16 protein-coding genes and 1 pseudogene are annotated in these 25,726 nt (G+C 28.5%); 6 read left to right on the top strand and 11 right to left on the bottom strand.

Translation table 11 applies throughout. The annotated features are described in order from the left end of the window. The first annotated feature begins 3 nt into the window (after positions 1-3). From KJQ99_RS00940 to KJQ99_RS00915, 6 genes and pseudogenes are all read left to right on the top strand, one after another. Complete coding sequence (locus tag KJQ99_RS00940; RefSeq protein WP_214149736.1) at positions 4-2,019, top strand: DUF262 domain-containing protein; 2,016 nt, start codon at positions 4-6, stop codon at positions 2,017-2,019. Positions 2,020-2,122: 103 nt separating this feature from the next. Continuing rightward, the gene (locus KJQ99_RS00935; RefSeq protein WP_214149735.1) at positions 2,123-3,301 is read left to right on the top strand and encodes a BspA family leucine-rich repeat surface protein; all 1,179 of its coding nucleotides are present in this window, start codon (positions 2,123-2,125) and stop codon (positions 3,299-3,301) included. 45 nt (positions 3,302-3,346) lie between these two features. After that, positions 3,347-3,970, top strand: coding sequence for a hypothetical protein (locus KJQ99_RS00930; RefSeq protein ID WP_214149734.1), 624 nt, complete (start codon positions 3,347-3,349; stop codon positions 3,968-3,970). Positions 3,971-4,218: 248 nt separating this feature from the next. Next, a pseudogene (gene dnaE / locus KJQ99_RS00925) lies at positions 4,219-7,584 on the top strand (DNA polymerase III subunit alpha); the annotation flags it as partial. Positions 7,585-8,897: 1,313 nt separating this feature from the next. Then, complete coding sequence (locus KJQ99_RS00920) at positions 8,898-9,665, top strand: tetratricopeptide repeat protein (protein ID WP_214149733.1); 768 nt, start codon at positions 8,898-8,900, stop codon at positions 9,663-9,665. 412 nt (positions 9,666-10,077) lie between these two features. Next, positions 10,078-11,046, top strand: a complete 969-nt coding sequence (locus KJQ99_RS00915; protein WP_214149732.1) for an NADP-dependent oxidoreductase — start codon at positions 10,078-10,080, stop codon at positions 11,044-11,046. 67 nt (positions 11,047-11,113) lie between these two features. Here the strand turns inward: KJQ99_RS00915 and KJQ99_RS00910 are convergent, their stop codons facing one another. The 11 genes from KJQ99_RS00910 to KJQ99_RS00860 form a co-directional block, all read right to left on the bottom strand. Continuing rightward, positions 11,114-11,326: a hypothetical protein gene (locus tag KJQ99_RS00910; protein WP_214116664.1), complete on the bottom strand. Its 213-nt coding sequence runs from the start codon at positions 11,324-11,326 to the stop codon at positions 11,114-11,116. After that, positions 11,316-12,338 carry a DHH family phosphoesterase gene (locus KJQ99_RS00905; protein WP_214149731.1) on the bottom strand — a complete coding sequence of 341 codons (1,023 nt, stop codon included), beginning with the start codon at positions 12,336-12,338 and terminating at the stop codon, positions 11,316-11,318. Before KJQ99_RS00905 ends, KJQ99_RS00910 begins: the two co-directional genes overlap by 11 nt. A gap of 11 nt (positions 12,339-12,349) precedes the next feature. After that, positions 12,350-14,527 carry a flagellar biosynthesis protein FlhA gene (flhA, locus tag KJQ99_RS00900; RefSeq protein WP_214116660.1) on the bottom strand — a complete coding sequence of 726 codons (2,178 nt, stop codon included), beginning with the start codon at positions 14,525-14,527 and terminating at the stop codon, positions 12,350-12,352. Next, entirely contained in the window at positions 14,527-14,925 is a 399-nt protein-coding gene (locus KJQ99_RS00895; RefSeq protein WP_214116657.1) for an Rrf2 family transcriptional regulator, read from the bottom strand. The genes flhA and KJQ99_RS00895 overlap by 1 nt, the downstream gene beginning before the upstream one ends. Before the next feature lie 158 nt (positions 14,926-15,083). Beyond that, on the bottom strand, positions 15,084-18,248 hold the full coding sequence (gene carB / locus KJQ99_RS00890) for a carbamoyl-phosphate synthase large subunit (RefSeq protein WP_214116655.1): 3,165 nt from the start codon (positions 18,246-18,248) through the stop codon (positions 15,084-15,086). 1 nt (position 18,249) lies between these two features. Beyond that, positions 18,250-19,512 (bottom strand): dihydroorotase, encoded by a 1,263-nt coding sequence (locus KJQ99_RS00885; protein ID WP_214149730.1) that lies wholly within the window; start codon positions 19,510-19,512, stop codon positions 18,250-18,252. 1 nt (position 19,513) lies between these two features. Further along, on the bottom strand, positions 19,514-20,389 hold the full coding sequence (locus tag KJQ99_RS00880) for an aspartate carbamoyltransferase catalytic subunit (RefSeq protein WP_214120028.1): 876 nt from the start codon (positions 20,387-20,389) through the stop codon (positions 19,514-19,516). A 177-nt stretch (positions 20,390-20,566) separates the two neighbouring features. Continuing rightward, the gene (locus KJQ99_RS00875) at positions 20,567-22,645 is read right to left on the bottom strand and encodes an RNA degradosome polyphosphate kinase (RefSeq protein ID WP_214149729.1); all 2,079 of its coding nucleotides are present in this window, start codon (positions 22,643-22,645) and stop codon (positions 20,567-20,569) included. 9 nt (positions 22,646-22,654) lie between these two features. After that, entirely contained in the window at positions 22,655-23,659 is a 1,005-nt protein-coding gene (mnmA, locus tag KJQ99_RS00870; protein WP_214149728.1) for a tRNA 2-thiouridine(34) synthase MnmA, read from the bottom strand. After that, the gene (gene mqnF, locus KJQ99_RS00865; protein WP_214149727.1) at positions 23,656-24,837 is read right to left on the bottom strand and encodes an aminofutalosine deaminase family hydrolase; all 1,182 of its coding nucleotides are present in this window, start codon (positions 24,835-24,837) and stop codon (positions 23,656-23,658) included. The genes mnmA and mqnF overlap by 4 nt, the downstream gene beginning before the upstream one ends. A 131-nt stretch (positions 24,838-24,968) precedes the next feature. Further along, positions 24,969-25,631, bottom strand: a complete 663-nt coding sequence (locus tag KJQ99_RS00860) for a Type 1 glutamine amidotransferase-like domain-containing protein (RefSeq protein WP_214116644.1) — start codon at positions 25,629-25,631, stop codon at positions 24,969-24,971. Positions 25,632-25,726 lie beyond the last annotated feature (95 nt).

The raw sequence follows: 25,726 nt of genomic DNA, 5'->3' as shown, positions 1-25,726 counted from the left end.
AAAATGAAACAATATAAAGAAACAACTTCGCAGATTTGTAGTTTAGGTGAAATTTTATCAAATAATGAATTTAATAAAATATTTATAATTCCGCCTTATCAAAGGCTTTATGCTTGGAAAGATGAGCAAATAAAAGCTCTTTTAGATGATTTTAGAAATTATATGAATGATAACGACAAAACTCATTTTATAGGTAATATAGTAGTAGCTAACAACGAAGGTAATTTTGAGCTTGTAGATGGACAACAAAGACTTAGCACGATATTTTTCTTATGTGTGTATATGTGTTTTAAAAATAATAAAATGCAAGAAGCAAAAGGAGATTTTGAAAAAGCTTATAAATTTGCTTTTGTTCAAAAAGGTAAAGAAGAAAAATGCAGAATTCATATGCCTATTAGAGAAGATGATGAAAATGCTATTTGGGATTATGATTTTGAAAAAACAAATGCAAATATTAAATTAGCTTTTGATTATTTTAATGAGTATTTTGAAGATAATGAACTAGAAAGTTTTTGTAATTTTATCTTTACTAATGTTAAGTTTAATCTAGTGATTTTAGGCGATCAAGTGGAGCTAAATAAATATTTTGTAAGAATGAATAATACAGGCGTTCAGCTTGATGGCACAGATATTTTAAAGGCAAGGTTATTAGAAAAAATACATAGTGATGAGAAAACACAAGATGAAGTTACAAAATACGCTAGGATATTTGATGAATGTTCGCAGATGAATTATTTTTCAGATTTTGGTTTTGTAAATAATAGTAAAGACCCTAATACAACTCAGCCAACTATTGAAAATATAATCAAAAATAAAGAAAAATTACAAAATTATTCAAACAATGATAAAGATAGAGCTGAGTTTGAAAGCATTATTGATTTCCCTACCTTTGTTTTACATGTTTTTAAGATTTTATCAAGACAAGAATCAACTATTTTTAAAACAGATATAAAAATATCAATAAAAAAAGATAAATTCCTTGAAAACACTTGGGATTGTTTAGAATTTAATAATAATTGTGGAGCAATAATAGCAATAAAAATAATAAGAGCATTAAAAAATTATAGAATTATCTTTGATACCTTTGTAATAAAAAGAAAAGCCGATGATGAAGAAAATGAATATAAATTATGGAATAGATTTAGAAAGTATGATGACAAAAACGATGATTGGCATGAAGTTGATATTACTACTGAATTAAAACTAATCCAAAACTATCTAAGAGTAGCAAGGCGTGGGGATAATATCAACTACCACCACTTTTTAACACATTATTTAGAATTTTGTAAAAATAAAATCATAGAAGAGCAAAAAGAAATAACTAATGAAAATTGTTTGGAAATATTAAAAAACAATGCTGACAAACTTAAAGACTACCTAAAAAATATTGATGACTTTTTGGCAATCAAACAATTTAATATGGCAAATGATACTTTAAACAATAAACCAAATTTAATTGATGAAATTAATGCAATAAATTTTGGTGATACAATTTCAATAAAAGATGATTTAAGTAATATAAATGAAGATAAATTTAGTTTTTTAAACTATAACAATCGTGGAAATTATAAAGTAAATCTTACTTACTGGTTTCATCGTTTGGAATATTATTTATTAATTGGTAATTATCACACAGATCAAGAATTCGGAGCAAATTTTAAAAGTAGCTTTGAAAGTTATAAAAGTGGCTATTATTTTAGAAATATTAATTCAGTAGAGCATATCTTAGCCCAGCATGAAGAAAATCAAAATAATAATAAATTAGATGATAAGAGTGATATAGATTTATTTGGTAATTTAGCACTTATTAGCTCTAGTGAGAATTCTAGCCTAAATAATCAAGGATATGAAAAGAAAAAAATAGATTTTAAAAATAATAAAATTAAAAGTTTAAAATTGTTTGATGTATTTGAAAATCAAATATATAAAGATGGTGATAAAAGCCAATGGTTATCGCAACAAATTAAAAAACACCAAGAAAAAATGTTGGGAGTTTTACAAAATTCTTTTATTTGTTAAAAGAATTTGAATTAAAAATTTGACTTAAATTTGTTAAAAAATCACATATGGACATAATCAGGCACTTGATTATGATACAATCGCTAAAATCAAAGGAGTAAAAATGTTAAAATTAATAGAAAAGATATATGGTGATAAAATAACTTTAGCATATAGCGAAGAAGGTTTATTTATAGAAGAAAGCGTTGTTTTAAAGATTATTTACAATATATTATTCAAAGATGTCAAAGGCTGTGGTATTCACGAATATACCTTTTTTCAACTTTCTCAAATGTTAGAAAATATTAAATGCGGAATATTGAAAGCATATGATAATTACGACTCAATAAATGTAGAAAATGGTTGTATTATATATACAAATTTACCGCAAGACTGCAACTTTTATGAATATGTTGAAACGATGAATAATATATACAATAGACTAGAAGAAGGTGTAGTGTTTTTTGACCAAAACATAGAAGATGAGTTTAAAATATTTGTCTTAAGCCCTACAAAGCCTTTAATTAAAAGCAAAATTTCGAATAAAAACAATCTAAAACCAACTACAAAAGAAGAATTAAAAGAGCTAGTAAATGATGAAAGCATTTATCTAGGTGATATTGATACAAGTTTAATTACCGATATGAGTTGGCTTTTTTATGATTGTAAGCGAAGTGATTTTAGTGGGATTAACGAGTGGGACACTAGCAAAGTACTTAATATGAGTGGGATGTTTGCTCATTGTTATTATTTTAATGAAGAGCTTAGTTTTGATACTTCTAATGTAGTTGATATGAGTTTTATGTTTGCTGATAGTAATTTTAACAATAAACTTTCATTTAATACAAGTAATGTAAAGGATATGAAATTTATGTTTTTTATATGTGATTTTAATCAAAAACTTGATTTTGATACTTCTAATGTAAAAGATATGAGAGGTATGTTTGCAGGTTGCTCAAATTTTAATCAATTACTTAAGTTTAACACAAGCAATGTAGAAGACATGAGCGCTATGTTTTCTTCGTGTGAAATTTTTAATCAAAAGCTTGAAATTAATACTTCTAATGTAAAAGATATGAGTGATATGTTTAGAAATTGTTTCAATTTTAATCAAAAGATCGAATTTGATACAAAAAATGTAGAAAATATGGAAAATATGTTTTATTATTGTAAAAGTTTTAATCAAAAGATCGAATTTGATACTTCTAATGTAAAAGATATTGTAGATATGTTTAAAGAGTGTAAGAGCTTAGAGAAACTACCTAGATTTTATACAGATTACTTAGAAAATAAATGTGAATAGAATATAAAAACTAAATATTATATAGTATAAATCAAAGGATAATATATGAAAGTTTATGCACAATTTTTTAATGATAATGGCAACGAATTTAGATTAAATACATTACTATGTTTTGGGACAAGTAGCGAATTGATAGGTAGTATTGTTATGTTAAACCCTGGCTCTGCAACACCTAATGATAATGTGGCTGATTTAGAAAAAATTAGTAATTTTTATAAAGATAAAAAACAAATAGACTTAGGTAACTGGAAATTTTTTTCTCCAGATAGCACAATGAGACAGGTTGAAAAAATGTTTAATGGCTCGTATATAGGCAAACCAAAAGAACTAAATGGAGTTATTCAAATATTTAATTTATTTAATCTAAAAAATCAAAATTTAAATCAAGCTATATATGATTTAAACACGATTAAAAGTAGGTTTTTATTTAGCGATGATATTGATTTTTACAACAAAAGTGTTTATTTTGGTTTTAGTCAAGCGATTTTTCGTAATGATGTGTTGTATAATAAAGCAAAAGATATTTTTACAAAAACTTCAAAAAGTCTTAAATCTATTTATAGTGATAATTTTGATGATAATTCATTTTATCATCCAGGGTATATAAACAGAGCTTATAAACGGGAAAATATACGAAATTTATTAATAAAATTTAATAAAAGTATTTAATTATTCTTAAATTTGTTAAAAATAAAATTAAAAACTATATCAAGTAAGTTTATCTTATGTATTTTCTAATATTAATATAATATTAATTATTAATATAAGTTTACTTAAATAAAAATTGTTTTATATTATATGGTTTAAAAAATAAAAAATATATTTTAGAATTGTCTAAATTTTAATACAAATTTTAAATAGGAATTTGTGTTTAAAAAGTCTTTAGATAAAACGACTAAAATAGCCCTAAAGGATAAATTATGGATTTTACACATTTACATTTACATACAGAATATTCGCTTTTAGATGGCGCAAATAAAATTGATGAATTAGCAAAAAGATTAAAAGAGTTAAATTTCAAATCTTGTGCAATAACTGATCACGGGGTTATGTTTGGAGCAATTCATTTTTATAAAAGTATGAAAAAGCACGGAATTAAGCCTATTATTGGATTTGAAGGCTATTTGCACGATGATGATGATTTAAGCAGCACTGCAACCAATCGCCGTTGGCATATATGTTTATTTGCTAAAAATCAAAAAGGCTATGAAAACCTTATGTATCTTACTTCAAGAGCTCATATAGATGGTTTTTATTATCGCCCTAGAATTAATAAAAAATTATTAAAAGAATATAGCGAAGGTATAATTTGTAGCTCTGCTTGTCTTGCAGGTGAGATTAATTGGCATTTAAATGATAAAGAAGTTCGTCGCAATGGAAAAACAAATGCTGATATGGGTGCTAAAGGCTATGAAGGTGCAAAAGCAGCCGCACTTTGGTATAAAGAAGTTTTTGGAGATGATTTTTATCTTGAAATTATGAGAATGGGTATAAATTCTCAATTAAATATAGATACAAATATACTTAAATTAGGAAGAGAATTAGGTATAAAAGTAATAGCTACAAACGATTCACATTATACTTATAAAGATAGGGCTCAAGCTCAAAATATCTTTATGGCAATTAGCACAGGAGATATTGTAGGGGTTGATCCTGAAAGTGATGAAGCCAAAAAAGACAATGGCTTAAGACATACAATGAGTGAAATCTATGTAAAAAGCGCTGAAGAAATGCACGAATTATTCCTTGATGTGCCTGAAGTTGTGCAAAATACTCAAGAAATAGTTGATAAATGTAATTTAGAGCTAAACTTAGGAAACCCTACTCCGCCAAATTTTAAATTCGCTCTTGAATATGCTGAAAAAATCGGCTTAGAATTACCTAGTCAAGATATGTTTAGCTTTAGCAATGATGATGTATTGTTTGAAAGGCTTTGCTGGGACGGGCTTAATAAGCGTTTAGTATATATTGATGAGAGCAAACACGAAACCTATAAAGAGCGTTTAAGAACTGAAATCAACATTATTAAAAATATGCGTTTTAGTGGTTATATGCTAATCGTTCATGATTTTATAAAAGCTGCTAAGGATATGGGTATTCCTGTTGGACCTGGTAGGGGCTCTGCCGCAGGTTCATTGGTATCGTTTTGTTTAGAAATAACTGATTTAGACCCACTTCCTTATAATCTACTTTTTGAGCGTTTTTTAAATCCTGAGCGTGTATCTATGCCTGATATTGATGTGGATTTTTGTCAAAATAGGCGTGAAGAAGTAATTGATTATGTTGTAAAAAAATATGGTCGCTATAACGTAGCTCAAGTAATTACCTTTGGTAAATTACTTGCAAAAGGTGTTATTCGTGATGTTGCAAGGGTTTGTGATTTACGCATAAAAGATGCTGATACTTTAGCAAAATTAGTCCCTGATGAGCTAAAAATCACTCTAAAAGATGCTTACGAAAAAAACCCTGATATTAAGGCTTTCATTGAAGATTTAGACAATCGTGCAGAGTATAAAAATATAGTTTGCCACCCTGATGATGTAAGGGGCAAAAGCAAAATCGGAACTAGAGTTTGGGAGTATTCATTAGCACTTGAAGGACTTAATAGAAACGCAGGAATGCACGCTGCTGGAGTGGTGATTTCAAACGAAGAATTATGGAAAAAAACCCCATTGTTTAAACAACCAAAATCAGACGCATTAGTAACTCAATATATGAAAGATTATCTTGAAGATGTTGATTTGATTAAGTTTGACTTCTTAGGACTTAAAACTTTAACCGTTATTGATAATGCTATAAAACTCATTAAAAAACGCCATAATATAGATATAGACTGGAACAAAATTGATGTAAATGATAAAGGCGTTTATGATTTAATTCAAACAGGAAATACTCTTGGGATTTTCCAAATAGAAAGCTCGGGAATGCAGGATTTAAATGCTAGGCTTAAGCCAACTTGCTTTGAAGACTTAATCGCTGTTTTAGCACTTTATCGTCCAGGGCCACTTGATAGTGGAATGGTTGATGATTTTATAGATATTAAGCACGGAAGAAAACCAGCTGTATATGCTTTCCCTGAATTAAAGCCTATTTTAGAGCCAACTTATGGAGTTATTGTATATCAAGAGCAAGTTATGCAAGTAGTTCAAACCATTGGTGGATTTAGCTTAGGTGGAGCTGATTTGGTTCGTCGTGCTATGGGTAAGAAAAAGCTTGAAGAAATGGTAAAATTAAAAGGAGAATATCTAGAAGGTGCTATAAAACAAGGCTTTGATGAGAAAAAGGCTGATGATTTATGGGAGCTTATCTTAAAATTTGCTGAATACGGCTTTAACAAATCTCACTCAGCAGCCTATGCTCTAGTAGCCTTTCAGACTGCTTATCTTAAAAAATATTATGAAACAGAATTTATGGCAGCATTACTAACTAGCGAAGAAGGAAAAGTTGAAAAAATTGAAAAATATAAAGATGAGCTAGATAGATTAGGAATAGAGCTTTTACCACCTAATATAAACGATGGTACAAGGGAATTTAACGTTACTATAAAAGATGGAAAAGCTGCTATTGTCTATGGGCTTGGCTCAATTAAGAGCTTTGGAATTCCTAGTGCTGAAGGACTTGCAAAAGCTAGAGCAGATAAGCCATTTAGCGATATGAAAGACTTTATTGCAAGGGCTGATGCTGCTTATATGAATAAAAAAGGCTTAGAAGCTTTAGCTAAGACGGGTTGTTTTGAATGTATTGGGATTAATAGAAAAAGTGCTTTAAATGCAATTGATTATATTATTAATGAGTTTAAAGCAAAAAAAGAGCATGATAAAAGATTGCAAGAGAGTTTATTCTCTCAATTTGAAACAGAATATCATAGTAGTATTGATATTACAAACCAAGAAGAATTTAGCGTAGCAGAATTAGCCGAGTTTGATAAAGAATATTTAGGAATATATCTTGGCTCACACCCGCTAGATGAGTTTAAAAAAGAAATTAAATCAATTGAGCATTATAAAAGTAGTGATTTTGAGAATTTAGATGATGGGGAATATCAAGCATTTTGCTTAGGAATTATTGAAGAAGTTGATTTTAAACAAAGCAAAAGCGGTAAAAGCTATGCAAATATTAAAGCGCTTGATTATTATTCAAATTTTAATATTTTATGTTTTAACCCTGATTTAATAGATGTTTTAGCATCAAAATATAAAGCAATGAACCTAGCAGCTCAAGATGTAAAAACCAAAAAATCTCTTTACGCATTTATTTTAAATCTTAAAAGAGATAATGCAAAAAATACTTTATTTTTAAATAACTTAATAGAAGTAAATGCTAGTGAAATAGGTGTAAATACTGATGATAAAAATGCTCTTGGATATGAAGTGTTTAGCAAAAAGGGTGGTAAGAAAATTAAGGGCGATATTAAAAGATTTTCTCATCTAACTCAAAATATTGAATACTTAAAAAGTAGCGATTTTAACAAGGCTGATTATGGAGATTACAATGCTTTTTGCTTAGGAATAGTAACTGAAGCAGAATTTAAAGTAAGCAAAAAAAATAAAGCCTTTGCTAAGCTTAAAGTGGTTGATGAAGGTGGAGAATTTGATATTTTATGCTTTAATGATGAAGTGTATAAAAAGCTAGAAAATGAGTTTTTTAGTAAAGAAAAAGAAGAGAATTTATATGGATTTGAAGTTAGTTTAAGAGCTGATGAGAATGGAGTTGGGGTATTTATTGATGATTTTTTCTTAATTACTAACGAGCTTATAAAGGAGCCAAGTGAGAATAAAAACTCATTAGGTTATGTGGTATTTGAAAAAAGAATAGCAAAACCAAGAAGGCAATATTCTAAAGAAAATAAAGAAGAATTCACGCAAAACCCAAAAGCCTTTGAAGGAGAATTCATACAAATTGATTTATTAAATATCAGTGCAGAGATTTTGCAAGAAATCACAAGATTGATTAAAGAAAATTTAAGTCAAAATGTAAGTGCAAAAGAAATAGTTTTAGAATTTTTAGATGATTCTTGCGTGAATAAATATTCAAGAAGATTTGGTTTAAATAATGAAGCTATAGAGAAAATAAAGGAATTATCAAAAATTAGCTAAAAAATTGATATTTAAATTCTAGTGGATAAAGAATTTATAAAATAAATTATAAGACTTTATCCACTAAATAATCTTTTAATTTTATAACTAACTTAGATAAAAGTAAAAGAATTTAAAACATAGATTTTTAATAAGTCCTTATTAAGTATGAAATGCTAGTTAAGTAACACAAAATAAGTTTTATAAATTTTACAAAAGCTTTAGAATTAGGCTTTTGCTAGTATTTTTTAAAGTTAGATAAGACTTAAAGCTTTCAAAACTAAAATAGATTTTTCTTACAGGGTTTAAACTGATTAGCTAAGTGTAAGCTCTCATAAAGCAAACCAATTAGCTAAAACAAGTGTGCTTAAAACCATTGATTGTTATGATTTTTATAAAAAAGCAATACGCAAAAATACCTAAAAGAATACGAAAATCAAATTCTAAACAAAATAATAAATGCTTAAAATAATAATTAAAATAACAAATTAGTATAATTTACTTCCAAAAAAGGAGATATATTGAAAAAGCTATTGTGTTTTATACTTTTAAGCATTTGCATTATCGGTTGTTCTAAAACAAATATGCTAGAAAAAATCAAATGCGATCAAGATGATTACATTGCTTGTGTTCTCTTAGGCTCTAATTATAAAGATAATTATGGTTATCAAAAGGCTGCACAACTAGCTACAAAAGCTTGTAATGATGAAGATTTTGAAGCTTGCTATCATTTAGGAGTTTTATATGAAAACGCACAAGGAGTAGAGCAAGATTATACTAAAGCATTTAATCTTTATAAAAAATCTTGCGAAGGTGGGTTTATTTATAGTTGTAATAATTTAGCTGGTTTATATGTTAGCGGAAATGGCACAAAACAAGACTATGCAAAAGCAGTAAAGCTTTATACTAAAACTTGTAGTGATGAGTATGTTGTTAGCTGTTATAATTTGGGATTTTTATATAATGTTGGAGTGGGTGTAAAGCAAGATTATACAAAAGCAATTCAATTTTATACAAAAGCTTGTGATAAAAATTATGCGAGTGCTTGTAGTAATTTAGGAACTTTATACCAAAAAGGCGAAGGTGAAAAACAAGATTTTGTTAAGGCTGTAATATTCTATCATAAAGCTTGTGAGAAAAATAATGCAATAGGTTGTATCAATTTAGGGTTTATGTATTTTAAAGGACAAGGTATAAAACAAGATACTCAAATAGCTAAACATTTTTTCAATAAAGCTTGTGATTTAGGCAACAATATAGGTTGTGAGAATGCTATGCAACTTAAATAAATAGATTTAATTATTTTTAACTAAAAAATCTATATAAAAAATAGTGATTTAATGTAATTGCTATATATAAATTTAACTAAATAAGAATATTTTTGCTTAGTTAAAAATAAAATTAGCTTTATAAAAAGTGTGTTAAAAACACAAAAACATTTTTATTTGTAACGAGCATAAATAAATCAATTTTATTTTATGAAAAGCTTGGGTTTTACATAGAGCAAAAATAAGAGATTAAAAAACTTTTTTCAATTAAAAATGTCTAGATAATGCTACAAGATATAAATAGTGCTAAAGAAGAGTTTTCGTTTCTAGCAAATCTAAAGGTAGCTATAAAATGAAAGAATTTGTAATGCAAGATTTTAATGACTATGTATATATAATTGCATAAAAAAATAATTAAATTTAAAGGAAAATTATGAAAGCAGCAGTTTTAAATAATTTTAAAAGTGATTTAGAAATAAAAGAAATTGATATTCCAAAAATAACAGATGATGAAGTTTTAATTAAAGTAACTTATGCAGCCGTAAATCCACTAGATAATCTTATAAAAGATGGCGCACTAAATATAATAACTCCTTATAAATTACCACTAATTTTAGGCAATGAATTAGCAGGAGTTATAACTAGCATAGGTAAAAATGTAAAAGAATTTAAAGTTGGGGATAGAGTTTATGCAATGTGTGAAAAAGCATTTGCTGAATATGTAGCGATAAATCATAAGTATATAGCAAAAGTGCCTGAATATTTAAAAGATGATGAAGCAGCTTGCGTGCCACTAGCCTCTTTAACATTTTTACAAGCTATTAAATTAATGAATGCTAAAAATGAAAACTCAATATTTATTTCTGGAGCTAGTGGGAGTTTTGGAAATCTTGCTTTGCCACTTGCAAAAGAATTTAAAATATATGCTAGCGGAAATGCTAATTTTAAGCAAAAAGCCTTAGAATTAGGCGTTTGCGAGTATTTTACAAAAAGCGATGATTATACAAAAATTAAAGTAGATTTTGTAATAGATTGCATTGGTGGAAATGAAACTTTTAAGCAGTTTAAAATCCTAAATAAAGGCGGAAAGCTAGTATCTTTAAAGGGTATGCCTGATATGAAATTTGCTAAAAGCTTGAAGCTTTCAAAACTAAAGCAGATTTTATTTTATTTTGCAGGACTTAAGCTAAACAATGCAGCTAAAAAAGTAGGCTGTGAGTATCATTTTATGTTTGTTAATAAAAACGGCGAAGAGCTTAAGCAAATATCTTATATGCTAGATAATATAAAATACCGCCCATCAGTCGGTGAGATTTTTAGCCTAAATGATATAAACCAAGCTTTAAAAAGTGTAAAAAATAACAATAAAATCGGTAAGGTTTTGATTAATTTCAATAATTAGAATGCTTACAAAATATCTTTCTAATTTAAATTCTAAGAATTTAAATTAGACTAATTATATTTATATTTTAGTTAAAAAACTCAGGGTGTTTGTCTTTTAATAAAGCCATAGTTTCTAAAATAAGCTCAAAATCATCTTCACTCTTCGCTTCATCAATTAGCTCAAGATAAGTAAATGCAGCCTTTTCTAGACAATTTTTCTTAACTCCTGCATAATACAAAGCAGCTTTATGCATTAGAGCAATCTCATACATTAAATCTTCAATTTCTTCATTTTTCATTAAATTTCTCCAAATAAGTTTTAGTTTGTTCGTAAATCTTAGAATATACACTACTATCTTTATAACTTGTAAATATCCCGCCACTAGCATTTGCGTGACCGCCACCATTAAAAGCCGTTTTTGCAAATAAACTAACATCAATTTTATTATTAGCCCTAAGAGAGATTTTCTTGCCAGGATTAATTTCTAAAAAGAAATCATATTCAGGATTTTTGACTAAAAAATCATTTCCTATAACGCTAACATTTCCTATATCATAGACTAATAAGCCTTTTTTATCTTTATAATAAATCGTATAATCTTGCTTATTTTCGCTTAAAATCCTTACTAAATAATCGCTTATTAAATTACACAAAGTATCGTTTTTGTCATTTTTAAAAAACTCTTTTTTAATACTATGGGTTGCATCTTCTAAAGCAATATTCGGGTTTTCAAGATAAAAATATTCTCTAGCTTTGTTTAATAAAAAGAACATATAAGCGTGATTTTGCTTAGCAAACATAGTTCTATTTATCTCCTTACTACTAGCAATTATTTGCATTAAGATTTTGCCTAATTCAAAATATTTGCTATCACTTAGCCAAATATCAATGCTATTTATAATATCTACCATTAGGCTTAGCTCTTTATTTTCTCCAAAAATTTTACTAAAAAAATCATAAGTAATCTTAGTAGCACACCTTGAACTATCTAAAAAATACCAAGGATATTTTTCCATACAAGCTTTACCTGTTTGATGATGGTCAAGCAATAATAATTTTGCGTGATTTAGCCTTGAAACCCTAGAAGTAAATTCTTCGCAAACACTTTCAATAGGATTTACATCAGTTATTAAAATAAGAGCAAATTCATCAGGATTTGCTTCTACTTTTATCATAATTTCTTCAAATTTTTCTTCAATTTCTTTGCCATAATTAGAATTATAAAATTCACAATCCTTAAAATAATTAGCTACCACATATTGGCAACCATATCCATCTAAATCAGTGTGGCTTAGGTGATATATTTTCATTATTTTCCTTTCTAAATTGCTGCATCAACATTACCTATATTATCAAAATCAGCGTTATTTGCAATCTCGCTATAAGCAAGAACAACAACTTGTTTTAATCCAAATCTTTCACAAATCTCTTTTATCTTTCTTCTAAGGCTAGGTTCTACTAATAATATAAAAGTATTTGAATGCATATTATAATGCTCTTTTACTTTATCGCTAATTGCTGTATATAAAGCGTGGGTTTGCTCTGTATTTATTGCTAGGGTTGTTGTGCCGTTTTTATTAGTTACTAGCATTTCCAATAAACGCCTATTCACTTGCATTGATAGTGCATAAAATTGTAGTTTGTTATTATCATCTAAATACATATTAGTAATTACTCTATTAAGACTAGCTCTTACATGATCTGTTATTGTATCAATATCTTGAGTATAAGGCACTAAATCAGATATTGTTTCTAATATACTTATCATATCTTTTATTGGAATTTGCTCTTTTAATAATTCTTTTAATACCTTTTGTATAAGACCTATTGAAGTGATTTTCAATACTTCTTCAACCAACACACTTTGAGTAAGCTTTAATCTATCTAATAAAGAATTTACTTCTTGCCTAGTTAAAAGTTCGGCTGCGTGTTCTTTAACCAATTCACTTAAATGCGTGCTAATTACTGCACCAGGATGAACCACTACATAACCACTCATTGTAGCTTTATTTTTTTCACTTGGGTCAATCCAAATAGCTTTTGAACCAAAAGCAGGTTCTATTACTTCTATTCCTTCTATTTCATCGGTTTCATCAAAACCATTATCAATTGCTAAAAATTTATCAGGATATATAATATTTTTTGCAATTGAAATTCCTTTAATTCTAAAATCATATTCATTAGGGTCTAACTGAATATTATCAATTATTCTAATATCTTGCATTAAAAAACCTAGATTTTTAGCTATTGTTTGACGCATTGTTGGAATTCTATCTATTAAATCACTTTCAGCAACTTTTACTAAAGAATATCCGATTTGTAATTCAAGCATTTCAAGATTTAAGCTTTCTTCATTTTTCTTTTTACGCTCTGCTGCAATTTCAGCTTCACTTTTTCTAGGTGGTGTTGTGCTTTGAGCTGGTGCTGCTCCACTTGTATTTGGCTGTTGAGCTGCTCCTTTTTGCTTTGGTTTAGGACTTAATAAATCTTCATCTTTAGTCTTCATAAGTAAAAAGCCAAGCCCACCAAATACAAAAGCCATAAAACCTAGTGAAATAGTAGGAAGACCAGGAACTAAAGCAAATACGAACAAAATAAACCCAACTATAAATAAGGTTTTATAATCTCCAAATAATTGCTCTAAAGATTTTTCAGCAAATGGTTTTTCTTCTTTGCTTGCACGAGTAATAATTATAGCTGTTGCTGTTGAAGTGATTAATCCTGGGATTTGAGATACAAGACCATCTCCTATAGTTAAAATAGTATAACTAGAAGCAGCAGCATTTAATTCTAAATCGTGCTGAAACATACCTATTAAAAGTCCGCCAACTATATTAATAATAGTGATGATTATACCTGCAACTGCATCACCTTTAATAAATTTAGAAGAACCATCCATAGCTCCATAAAAGTTCGCTTCGCCTATTATTTCTTGACGCCTTTCTCTAGCTTGTTCTTCAGTAATAAGCCCTGCATTTAAATCAGCATCAATTGCCATTTGTTTTCCTGGCATTGCATCTAGCGTAAATCTAGCTTGAACTTCACTAACACGAGTTGAACCCTTTGTAACAACCATAAAATTAATTAATACTAAGATACAAAATACAACAACCCCTATTACATAATTTCCGCCTACAACAAATTCTCCAAAACTAGCAATTATATCACTAACCGCAGCAGGACCTTCATGCCCTTTGCTTAAAATCATTCTAGTGGTTGCGATATTAAGGCTTAGTCTAAAAAGAGTAATTATTAAAATTAATGTTGGAAAAGTAGTCAAATCAGTCGGTTTTGGAATATACATAGCTATTAAAATCATCAAAACCGATATAGCAATACTAAGTGCTAAGCAAAAATCAAGTATTCCAGATGGTAAAGGAACGATAATAATTGCTAAAATAGCAACTATTAAACCTACCATAGAAAGACTTTTAAATTTTACAAGTGGCTCTAAATAAGGAGCTACTAGGCTTAGCATAGTATTTTTTTGTTTTGCCATTATTTTAAAATCTGCTCTAAGGTAATATCAGTTAAAAAAGAATTTATTTTATCTTGTAAGTTGGTAATTATAGGATATATTTTACAAGTATCGTGCCTATTACTAGGACACTTATCATCTCCTGTGCATTCAAAAACTAAAGGCTCTTTTTTTTCAGCAGATATTATGACATCTTTTATATTTATTAAATTTGGTTCTTTTGCCAGAATAAAACCACCATTAATACCTTTATAAGATTTTAAAATATGCGCTCTTGCTAAATTTTGTAATATTTTTGCTAAAAAGCTTCTTGGTATATTTAATTCACTTGCTAAAGTATCTACATCTATTGGACTTTTATGTTTTGCAATGTAAATTAAACTAATTAAAGCATATTCACTAGCTCTTGTAAATAACATTGTTTTCCTTAAAATATTTTTATTTAAATCTTAACTTTTTTTATTTAATACATAGACTAAGCAATAATCATTCTTGATTAGGAGTTTAAAAAATATTTATTTTATACTAAAATTAAAAAGGAATTTAAACTCAAAAAATGAGTTTAAATTCTTAAAAATTATAAAGAATACACGCTTAATGATATTTCTTCTAAAGCCTTTAAATAAGCTTTTGCAATATCAAGATTTGTAAAGCTTGCAACCTTACTCTCACTTGCTGCGCGTCTTATTTTAAATCCATCACTAAGGCTATTTTTTGCATCTCTTGGGGTATTAATTACTAATGTAATTTCTCCATTAACAATTTTTGAAATTATGTCGTCTTCATCGCCTAATTTATTAACACTAATTGCATTAATTCCGTGATTATTAAAATAAATTGCTGTATTTTTAGTAGCTAAGATTTTATAACCTAAGTTCATAAATCCACGAGCAAGCTCAAGTGAATCAGCCTTATTTTTATCATCAATACTAAATAATACTCCGCCAAATTCTTCTATCCTAACGCCACTTGCAACAAGACCTTTATAAAGTGCTTTGTTTGCACTTGTGCTAGTTCCCATAACTTCTCCAGTGCTTTTCATCTCAGGCCCTAAAACTGTATCCACTAAAGATAATTTTGAGAAGCTAAATACAGGAACTTTTACATAATACATTCCTTGTATTTCTTCAAATTCTTTGGTAATTCCTTGCTCTTTTAAGCTTATTCCTAAAGCAGCTTTTAAAGCTATATTTGCTAGGTTTTTATTAATTACTTTACTTAAAAACGGCAATGTTCTTGAAGCTCTTGGATTTACTTCTAATACATAAAGTTTATTTTCAAAATATACAAATTGTATGTTTAAAAGTCCTTTGATTTTTAAAGCAAGTGCAAGTTTTTTAGTGTAATTAATAATTTCTTCTTTTACCTCATCACTTATACTAACGCTAGGAGTTATTGCTGTGCTATCTCCACTATGCACACCTGCTCTTTCAATATGCTCTAAAATACTTGGTATATAAACATTTTCTCCATCACAAATAGCATCTACTTCAAGCTCTTTTCCGCATAAATATTTATCAATTAATATAGGTTTATCAAGGCTTACTTCTGTTGCTTCTTGCATATATTTTTTAAGTTCTTCATCGTTAAATACAACTTGCATAGCTCTACCACCTAAAACAAACGATGGACGAACTAATACAGGATAGCCTATTAAATTAGCATTTTTGATAGCTTCATCAACACTAATTGCAGTAATTCCTTTAGGCTGATTTAAGCCTAAATCACTCATTAATTTTTCAAATAATTTTCTATCTTCAGCAGTATTTATGCTATCTAAACTTGTGCCTAAAATCTTAACTCCATTTGCTTCTAAAAACTCAGCTAAATTAATAGCAGTTTGACCACCAAAACTAACAATTACTCCTAAAGGTTTTTCAATATTAATAATTTCTAAAACTTCTTCATTGCTTAAAGGCTCAAAATAAAGCTTATTAGCTACGCTATAATCAGTTGATAATGTTTCAGGATTGTTATTAATTATTATTGCTTCATAGCCCATTTCTTTAATAGCCCAAATAGCATGCACGCTAGAATAATCAAACTCAATTCCTTGACCAATTCTAATAGGACCACTTCCTAAAACTATTATTTTTTGCTTATTGCTAATTTCATTTGTGTCTTTAAATTCTTTATTATAAGTTGAATAAAAACTTGGAATTAGATTTTTATAATCCATCGGCTGAACGCATTTATAAATAGGTCTTATATTATTTTTAGCTCTTAGTTCATACACTTCTTTTTGCTTGCATTCCCAACGATGTGCGATAATTTTATCAGCTAGTCCTATTTGCTTAGCTTTTGTAAGTGCTTGAATATCAAATTTTTTCTCTTTTAATTCGTGTTCTGTATCAATGATTTGCTTAAATGTGTCTATAAATAATCTTTGCATTTTAGTAAGATTCATAATCTCATCAACACTAATTCCACGCCTTAAAGCTTCTCCTATGAAAAATATTCTTTCATCTCCAGCTTTAATTAAACGCTTTTTGATTTTTTCATCTGTGTATGTTTCGCCGTTTTTAAGACCTAGATGACAAATTCCATATTCAAGTGATTTAATAGCTTTTAAAATACTTTCAGCTAGGCTAGTTCCTAAGCCCATTACTTCACCCGTTGCTTTCATTTGAGTGCCTAAATAACGATTAGCATCTTTAAACTTATCAAATGCAAATCTAGGAGCTTTAGTAACTATATAATCAAGATTTGGTTTATACTCAAGATAGCTTAAGCCACTTGCTTCATTTTTAATCTCATCTAAAGTTTTGCCTATTGCGATTTTTGCTGCGATTTTTGCTATAGGAAATGAAGTTGCTTTACTAGCTAAAGCACTTGAGCGTGAAACTCTAGGATTTACTTCAATAATAAAATATTCTTTTGTAATTGGGTTTAAAGCTATTTGAACATTACAACCACCTTCAATTTTTAATGCTCTTATTAATTTAATAGCAACATCTATCATTTGTTGTTTGATTTTTGGCTCAAGTGTTTGAGTTGGTGCAACAACCAATGAATCACCTGTATGAATTCCAACAGGGTCAATATTTTCCATATCGCAAATTAATATAGCATTATCAGCTCTATCTCTTATAACTTCATATTCAAGTTCTATAAATCCTGCTATTGATTTTTCAATTAAACATTGTCTAGTAGGAGAATAAATTAAGCCTTCGCTAGCTATTTTTTTAAGTTCAGCTTCATTTTCACAAATTCCGCCGCCAGTTCCACCCATAGTAAATGCTGGACGAACAACAACAGGATAACCACATTCATTAGCAAAAGAAATTGCACTCTTTGTATTATTTACAATAACACTTGGTGGAACAGGTTCATTTAATTCATTCATTAATGCTCTAAATAATTCTCTATCTTCAGCCTTATTAATAGTATCTAAGCTAGAACCTAATACTTTTATATTATATTCTTTTAAAATCCCTGCTTTATCTAATTCTATTGCCATATTTAAAGCAACTTGTCCGCCTAAGGTAGCCAATATTGCATCAGGGCGAGTTTTTTTAATAACCTTTGTTACAAATTCTAAAGTAATTGGCTCTATATAAATCTCATCAGCAATATTTTTATCAGTCATAATAGTAGCTGGGTTTGAATTGATTAATATTACATATTTACCTTCTTCTTTAAGCGATAAACAAGCTTGAGTTCCTGCATAATCAAACTCTGCTGCTTGACCAATTATAATAGGACCACTTCCTATAACTAAAATTTTATTTACATCTTGCATTTTATTCTCCTTTAAAAATAATTTTTCCATCACAAATTGTAAGCTCTACTTTTGAGCTTAATACACTTCCTAAATAAGGCGTATTCTTGCCTAAACTAACGATTTCATCTTCTTTTAATTCCCAAGTTTTATCTAAATCAATTACCACAATATCAGCTATCGAACCAACTTTAAGCTCCCCTGCATTTTCTAAATTAAATATTTTTTTAGGATTAGTGCTAAAAGCGTTTAGAATTGTCTCAAGTTTTACTAAATTAGTTTTTACTAATTTTGTATAAAGCAATGAAAACGCAAACTCACTTCCTATAATTCCAAAATAAGCCTTATTAAATCCACCTTGCTTTTCGTCTTTTGAATGTGGTGCATGGTCTGTTGCTATTACTTCAATTATGCCTTCATTTAAAGCATTTATTAAATAATCTCTATCAGCTTTGCTTCTTAAAGGTGGATTCATCTTCCACATTCCATTATCTTCTTTAATATCTTCATCACAAGAAATTAAATGATGTGGAGTTACTTCACAACTTATATTTACTCCAAGTTTTTTGCCAAACTCAACCATCGCAACACTTTCTTTAGCACTTATATGGCATACATGATAATTTGAATTGCATTCTTTACAAAGCAGCATATCTCTTGCAACTTGCACGCTCTCGCTTGAACTTGAAATTCCTTTAATTCCTAATTTTTTAGACTGAACTCCATCGTGCATATGACCGCCTTCAACTAGGTCTAAATCTTCGCAATGTGCAATTACATATTTATTTAATTTCGCACATTCTTTCATTGCATCTTTCATAATTTTTGCATTTGCAACACCTCTTCCATCATCGCTAAACGCAAAAACAAAAGGAGCTAATTGGCTAAAATTAACTAAGCTTTGACCTTTTTCTTCCATAGTAATAGCTCCATAAGGAAGAACTTTCATACAAGAATCTTTTTGAATTAAATCTAATTCAAGTTTTAAATTCTCTAAAGTATCAGGCACAGGTTTTAGATTTGGCATAGCACAAGCTGTAGTAATTCCACCTTTTGCATTCGCCATTGAGCCTGTTTTTATGCTCTCTTTGTGTGAATATCCTGGCTCTCTTAAATGCTGATGAATATCAACAAAACCCGCACTAACAAGCTTACCTTTAACATCAATTATTTCTCCACTATAATCAATATTAGGAGCTATTTTTACTATTTTTTTACCTTCAATTAAAATATCAGTTTTAACAAATTTATTATCTATAAATGCATTACAATTTTTAAGAAGCATTTTAAATCCTTTCATATACATAATCAAGTATTGCCATTCTAGCAAATACACCATTACTCATTTGGGTAAAAATCTTTGATTTTTCACATTCAACCAAACAACTATCAATCTCTACTCCACGATTAATTGGGGCTGGGTGCATTATGATTGCATCATTTTTTAATCTTTTATAATTATTAGTTGTAAGTGCAAAAGATTTTCTATATTTTTCTAAATCTAATTCGTTTTTATCGTGTCTTTCGTGTTGAATGCGTAAAAGCATACAAACATCAACCTCATCTATAATTTCATCTAATTTATAGTATTCATTATAAGAATTATCTTGATAAATAGGAGGTGCAGCTAAAAATACTTTAGCTCCAAGTCTTTCAAGCGCATCTTTGTTTGATTTTGCTACACGAGAATTTTTTATATCTCCAACTATTGCTATTTTTAAACCATTAAAAGTATTAAAATGCTCATAAATCGTTACTAAATCAAGCAAACATTGAGATGGGTGTGCTCCACTTCCATCACCTGCATTAACCACTTTAGCATTAAGTCCTACTAAATCATCAAAATAATTATTTTGTTTATGTCTAATTACTAAAACGCTAGTTCCAAGGCTTTCAAAAGTCTTGCAAGTATCATATAAACTCTCGCCTTTATTTACACTTGAACTACTAGCAGAAAAATTAAGCACTCTAAAGCCAAGCTTAAGCTCAGCAACTTCAAAACTTGTCCTTGTTCTTGTAGAATCTTCAAAAAATAAATTAGCTATGATTTGATTTTCATAATTTTTAAAAAAGCCATCGTGTTGTTTGTAATACAAAGCTTTTTTTATAAGCGTATAAAAATCATCATTGCTAAGATTTTTAGTTGTTAAATAATCACGCATTGTCCTTCTCCCACGAGAGTAAGGCCTAACCGCCATTAGAAAACAATTTTAAATAAAGGGGATTGTATAAGTGAAGTTCAAAAAAATCTGTCAATAATAATATTTTAAACTTAAAATAAAATTAATTTTTATAAATTTTAGTAAAATATATTTTAGGAATTTAAATTCCTAAAATATTTAATTCTCTCTAAAGAATTTTTGTGCCATTTGATTGGCTTTTGCTTTATCACGACCTTTTTTAAAGCTTTTATAAATTCCACTTACATAGTTTTCAAAAGTTTCTTGAGAATCAAGAGCTTTTTCATCTTTTTCTATCTTGGTATAAATACCATTCTCATCAAGCGTGTAAGCTAATTGATTATCACTTAATTGAAGTCTTAAAATCTCTGCTAATTTAGCGTGCAAACTCTCATTTAATATAGGTGTCATTAGTTCAAGCCTACGCTCAAGATTTCTTGGCATCATATCAGCACTGCTTATATAATATTGTGGAGTTGCGTGTTTAAAATAAAAAATCCTAGCGTGTTCAAGATATTTTCCAACTATACTTCTTACTCTTATATTTTCGCTAAAGCCTTTAAGATTTGGTTTAAGACAACAAATCCCACGAACTATTAAATCAATGCTTACACCTTTGTTTGACGCTTCATAAAGTGCTTTTATAATGTCTTCATCAACAAGCGAGTTCATCTTCATTATAATTTCACCCTTTTTACCTGCTAGGCTTTCAGTTTTTATCATTTTTAAAATCTGCTCTTTTATCTGAAACGGGCTCATTGATAGAGTTTTTAAGCGTTTATTTTTGCAATAGCCTGTAAGTATGTTAAAAAACGCTGTAATATCAGTATTTGCTATATCAAAATTAGATGTAAAAAAGCTAATATCAGTATATACTTTAGCAGTTGCTGCGTTATAATTACCCGTGCCTAAATGTGCGTAGAATTTAAGCGTACCATCGTCTAATTGGCGAATTACTTGAGTAATTTTTGCATGCACTTTAAACCCTGCTATTCCATATACTACATGAGCTCCTGCGTTTTCTAATTCTTTTGCCCAATAAAGGTTATTTTCTTCATCAAAACGAGCCTTTAATTCAACCATAACCGTAACTTGCTTTCCATCATTAGCGGCGTCCATTAAAGCCTTAATAATTTGCGAGTTTTTTTCTAAGCGATATAGGGTCATTCTAATTGATATTACTTTTGAATCCTTACTAGCTTCTTTGATAAAACTTGCAACTGGGTCAAAACTCTCATAAGGCTGATAACATAAAATATCTTGCTTATCAATTACTTCAAATACACTTACATTCTCATCAAATGGTGGCAAAATCTTAGGCACATAAGAAGCATTACATAAATGACTTAATTGCTTATTATTTACAATTTGTAGCATTGATGATAGGGCTAATGGGGTTTTGTATTCGTAAATATCTTTATTAAATACTTTTAAATGTATGCTTAAAAAGTTTTTAATCTCTTCACTAGCACCACTTTCAATTTGAATTCTAACATAAGCACCTTTTCTTCTAAGTTTTAAGCCTTGCTCAAGTAGCATCATAAAATCATCTGCTTCTTCTTCCTCAATTATAATATCAGCATTTCTAGTTACTCTAAAAGCTGCACTTTCTACCATAGTAAAACCTGGAAAAATATCTTCTAAATGCTCTTTTACCACGCTTTCAATAGGAACGAAAAGCCCCCTATCAGCTTCAAAAAATCTAGGCAATACTCTAGGAATTCTAACCATAGCGAATTTATCGTGCTTTTCATCTTCGCTTTTTAACTTAACAGCTAGTGAGAAAGATAGGTTATTAAGTGGTGGAAATGGGTGCGTTGAATCTACTGCAATAGGAACAATTACTGGCATTATGGTGCTAAAGAAATATTCTTTAGCTTTGCCTTTTTGATTTCTTGTTAAATCATTATAAGTTTTAAGCTCCACACCCACTTTTGCTAATTCGCTCATTATAGAAAAATAATTTTGTTCTAAAGTGTCTTTTTCTGCGTGTAAATATTCACGAATAGCGTTTAATTGCTCTAATGGTGGTAGTTCATTTTGTGGCACTACTCCTGCTGCAAAAAGTTGCTTAAGTCCAGCAACTCTAATCATATAAAACTCATCTAAATTCGTGCAATATATACTAATAAATCTTAATTTTTCTAATAAAGGTATTTTTTTATTGCACTGATCAAGCACCCTTGAATTAAACTTAAGCCACGATAATTCTCTATTAAAAACCAATTCCTTCTTCATTAATTATCCTTAATTTATAAAACCACTTGCTACTACTAAATCACCTTGATAAAATACTGCTAATTGTCCTTTTGCTAAAGCATATACGCTTTCTTCTAATAAAACCTTTTTTTCATTTTTTAGCAATTTACAAGGCACTTCTTTAGTGTTATATCTGATTTTTACCTTACAATCAATCTCATCAAAATCACAAAAAGCATTTACATTTTTTAATTGAAATTCTTTTACAAATAATTCTTCTTTTGAACCTACTATTATTACATTTTCTTTCGCATCAATTTCTAATACATAATGTGGAGTTAATGCACCTTTTACACTAAAACCACGCCTTTTACCGATAGTATAATGCATATAGCCTTCGTGTTCTCCTACAACTTCACCCTTAGTATTTTTTACTAAGCCTTTTTGATTAACTTTTACATAATCTTTTAAAATATCGGTGTAATTTGTGGTTACAAAACATATTTCAGAGCTTTCTTTTTGTTCGCTGATTGATTTTAACATAGGGATTTTTAGTGCTTGTTCTTTTATGTCTTTTTTAAATTTATCCCCTAGTGGAAAAAGCACATCATTTAAGCTTTCTTTATTTACATTTGCTAGAAAATATGTTTGGTCTTTGCTTAAATCTACGGCTTTTTTAAGCATATTGTTTTCTATTTGAGCGTAATGTCCTGTCGCTAACTTTGCATTTTTACTTTTAGCATAGTCTAATAATGCTCCTAGTTTTATTTTTTGATTGCATAAAGCACAAGGATTTGGAGTAAGTCCATCTTCATAAGTCTTAATAAATGGATTAAAAACTGCTTTGCTAAATTCATCAGTAAAATCAATAATATCATAAGAAATTCCTAAAAAATCAGCCACTCTTTGTCCATTTTCTATATTTTTTTCGTGATAGTTTAAACGATTGTGTAATTTCATATAAACACCACTTACATTAAAGCCTTTTTCTTTAAGCATAAGAGCTGTATAAGAGCTATCAACCCCACCACTCATTGCTAAAACTACATTCATATAATTTCCTTTCCATCTAAATACATATTTTTTATTTTATTCGTTCTTAAAATTATTTGAGCTAATACATTATCCTTATCATAGCCAAAATCATCTAGTAAGATAAAATCTGCCTTAGCACCATTACTTAAAGGCTTTAAGCCATTTAAAAATAAATGAGAATTATCAAAACAAGCCGCCTTATAAATTATGTAAGCTAATTCGTTTAATTCAAATTCATTATGAGTAAATATAAAAGCTCTTAGCTCATCAAACATATTTAAACTATTATTTGAGCTAAGCCCATCTGTGCCTATGCTAAAATTTAAATCATTTGCTAAAAGATTTTTAAGTTTAATTGCACGAGAGCCTAAAAATCTATTTGATTTAGGACAAGTCGTAATTATATGATGAGATTTAAAAATACTAAAATCATCAACATAATTACAATGAGTAAAAATAGCTCTTAAATCATCAAATCCACTTAAAAAATCCTTAGTAATTAAACTAGGATTAAATCTAGCTAAATAATTGCTTAAAGCGTTACTTTTGCCTTGCAAATACTCCTTTTCATAAGCACTTTCTAAAAAATGTGTGCTGATTAATAAATCATTTTTCTTAGCAAAATTAAGTGCGTATTCATAAGTCTTATCGCAAATTGAATAAGGACTATGCAATGATATATGATTATTAAGGTTTGAAAATCTTGAAAATCTCTCTTCAAAACTCTTAATATTGTTTTTTAAAGTTTCATCATTAGCACCTAAAATCTCGTGAAAAATAATGCTTTTTATCTTGCTATTTGATAGGATTTCTAGGTTTGCTCCAAAACTTGAAATTTCGCCTAGATACCCTACCCCGCTTTGCATTAGAATTTCAATTTGTCTATTAATTTCTTTACTTAATAAATCTTTATTTATCGCTTCACGATTTTTGATAATGCTCTCAAGCCATTTTGCAAAATCTCCATAATAAAGCTTAGATAGACAAAACTCTAAATGTGAATGCAAATTGCACAATACTGGGCTTAAAATATATTCGCTTTTATCAATTATTTGAGCGTTTTTGTATTCACTTAAAGCCTTGTTAAAATCACATATTTTAATAATCTCTTCATCAAATACTAAAGCTTTATTAGTTTGTAAAAATTCATCTTGGCTAAAGTCTAAAATAGCCTTAGTTTTCATAATTTTAATCATTTTTTTCCTTTATGAAATATTACGAAACTTTTTTTAATAAATGTTGTTAAAAATAGCAAATCGGATAATAAAAATCCTTTTTAGATAAAAATTTAATCCATAATTTAAATTCTTTTGATTAAAAATATGTATTAAAGCTTGATAAAATCACCAATTTTAAAGTATTGCTCATAATATTCAGATAATTTTAAAACCCCTTCATTACCCATTACTAAGGCACTATCATTATGAATTTTAAGAGCAGAACCATATGGCAGAGCAAAAACAGAAGAATTTTGATTTAGCTTAAAATATTCATAAAGCTTCATTGAATATTCCCTATCTTGAGGGATATATTCAGTGATTATTTGGTATTTTAAAATACCTAAAGCTTGCAAATTACTAGGATACAATATAGGTAAATCATTACAAGTTTTAATATCTTCTGATAATACACTAGCCCCAGCACCCCAACCAGCATAGGTTATAGAATTTTCTATTTTATCTTTTAAAATATCTAATAAATTTAGCTTTTGTAATCTATGCAAAAGAACAAATAAATTACCGCCACTTACTAATATCCCATCACTATCATTTAATATATTAATAGGGTCATTGTGTATAGAAACTATTTTTGAGTTTATTTTATTTTTAAGAGTTTTTTCGTATTCATCAAATCCATCAATTACTTGAGCATAAGGAACTAGAGCTATTTGTTTAGTTTTAGCAAAAAAATCATTTAATATACTAGCACACCAATCAAAAGAATCTAAGTTTTTATATCTATCACTGCTTAATAATAAAATATTTCTCATACTATTTTCCTTTTAAAACTCATATCTATAATTAATCATACTTGTATAATTTAAACTATCATAAAAATTATGATTTGAATTTTGCTTATCATAAA

Origin of the sequence: Campylobacter sp. 2018MI13 (assembly GCF_018501135.1) — a bacterium.
Lineage (GTDB): Bacteria > Campylobacterota > Campylobacteria > Campylobacterales > Campylobacteraceae > Campylobacter_E.
Note: the sequence above shows the minus strand (reverse complement) of the source record. Positions and strands in the feature narration are given on the sequence as shown.